The 1708-nt window shown below is 76.6% G+C and carries 1 protein-coding gene and 1 pseudogene; both read right to left on the bottom strand.

What is annotated here, in order from left to right; translation table 11 throughout:
- Positions 1-554: 554 nt before the first annotated feature.
- Positions 555-1337: a TIGR03936 family radical SAM-associated protein gene (locus ABD317_RS36645; RefSeq protein WP_344296335.1), complete on the bottom strand. Its 783-nt coding sequence runs from the start codon at positions 1335-1337 to the stop codon at positions 555-557.
- Positions 1338-1527: 190 nt separating this feature from the next.
- Positions 1528-1708, bottom strand: a pseudogene (locus ABD317_RS36640) (hypothetical protein); the annotation flags it as partial.

Below are 1708 nucleotides of genomic sequence, written 5' to 3'. Positions count from 1 at the left end.
CCGGCGTCGCGCACGACCCGCGGCGGTCGCCTCGGCGGGGCCGCGCCCGCGCCGTCGCCGCGCGCAGCCTGCGCCTCGGCGGCAGCGTTCCCTGCCGCCTCTGCGTCTGCGTCTACGTCTGCGTCTGCGGGCTCGTTCGTGAGCGCCGACACCGGATCTCCGGCGGTCGGCTCCGTCTCTCTCTGCGGTACCTCCCCCGCCGCCGGGTACCGGCGGCGGAAGGGCAGGCGGTCACTGGGGGTGTCGAGTGGTCCGCCGGTGGCGGCTACGGCATCGCCGGTGCTGCCCGCGGAAGGCGACTGCGCTTCCGAGGGCTCAATCGGTTCGAGCATGCGGGCGGTTCTCCCGTCACGCCCCCGGGCGCCACCCCCCGTACGGCGGCGGCGCCCGTGCCGTGCACAGGGCCGCCGCCCGGGACGTATGCGCCGCGCGAGGGCTCTTGTCTCGCTCGCCGGGCCCGCCTCCTCAGGCGGACCGGCGAAAGTCTGCTGGTCCATGCGCCTGCCGGGCCCGGGGTGGCTCCCTCGTCCACCGGCGGCGCTTCGACACCGTCCCTACCCGGTGCCGTCCCCTGCCGTGGGCGGGGTTCCGCTCGCGGCCTGCGGTGTGGCGGCGAGGGCCTTGGCATCGTCGCGGTCCGGCGCAAGCGGATCGGTCACCGTGCCGGTCTCCGCGTCGAGCGGCCCCTGCGCCAGCCTGGTCACCGCTGCCGGGACCGGCGGCGCCAGGTCAGCCGCGACTCGCAGGCCGGACAGGACGTCGTCGGGTCGTACGGCAGGTGTCAGGTGCCGCACTACCAGGCGCAGTATCGCACAAGGACCCGCCTGCGGCCTATCGCCCCCGCTCGGGAGCACGTCGAGCGCGGCCACCGCGCCGCGCGTGTCGAAGGTCCTCATCCCCTTCTTCGTCTGCCGTTCGACCTCGACTTCCGCCTCGGCGAGGAAGGCGCGGACCGCCTCCTCGGCCGTGGCGTGCGGCACGCCGTCGAGCCGCAGCTCCCACACCGACGCCGCCAGCCGGTCGGCGAGCCCGGGAGCGCGGGCCTCGACGGCGTCGACGACGTCGAGGCCGGCGGGCAGGGACGCGTCGAGCAGCGCGCGCAGCAGCTCCGGGTCGCGGGCCTCGGTGAGCGCGATCTCCAGGTACTCGGCCTCGCTCGCGGTGCCCGTAGGGGCGGCGTTCGCGTACGAGACCTTGGGGTGCGGGGTGAAGCCGGCGGAGTACGCCATGGGCACCTCGGCCCGGCGCAGCGCCCGCTCGAACGCGCGCTGGAAGTCGCGGTGGCTGTTGAACCGGAGGCGGCCGCGCTTGGTGTAGCGGAGTCGGATGCGCTGCACCGGCGGTGCGGGCGGCGGGCCTTCGGGCTGTCGCTTGCCCAGGGTCGTTCAGTCCTTCGTTCGTGAGCTTGTCCTGGCACCAGGGTACGTGTCCGCCTCTCCGGCGGATCCGCTCCGTCGGCCCTCCCGGGCCGGGCCCGGCACTTCCGCGCGCCGCCGCGTGGGCCGTCCGGGTCCGCGGGGGCGGCGGTCAGCGGTGCCGGCCGCCCGGCGGCGGCTCGTGCTTGGCCAGGTCCACAACGGGCACCGGGGCGTCTACCGACAGCGCCTGCGCCAGCGGCGCGGGAGCGCGGAGCGCCGGGTCGGGGGCGGGTTTGCCGCGGCCGCCGAAGAGGGCCGCGCGCAGCTCCATGCGGGTGCGGCGGGCCGTG

It is taken from the genome of Streptomyces synnematoformans (genome assembly GCF_039531005.1).
Lineage (GTDB): Bacteria > Actinomycetota > Actinomycetes > Streptomycetales > Streptomycetaceae > Streptomyces > Streptomyces synnematoformans.
This window is presented reverse-complemented; position numbering and strand designations above follow the sequence as displayed.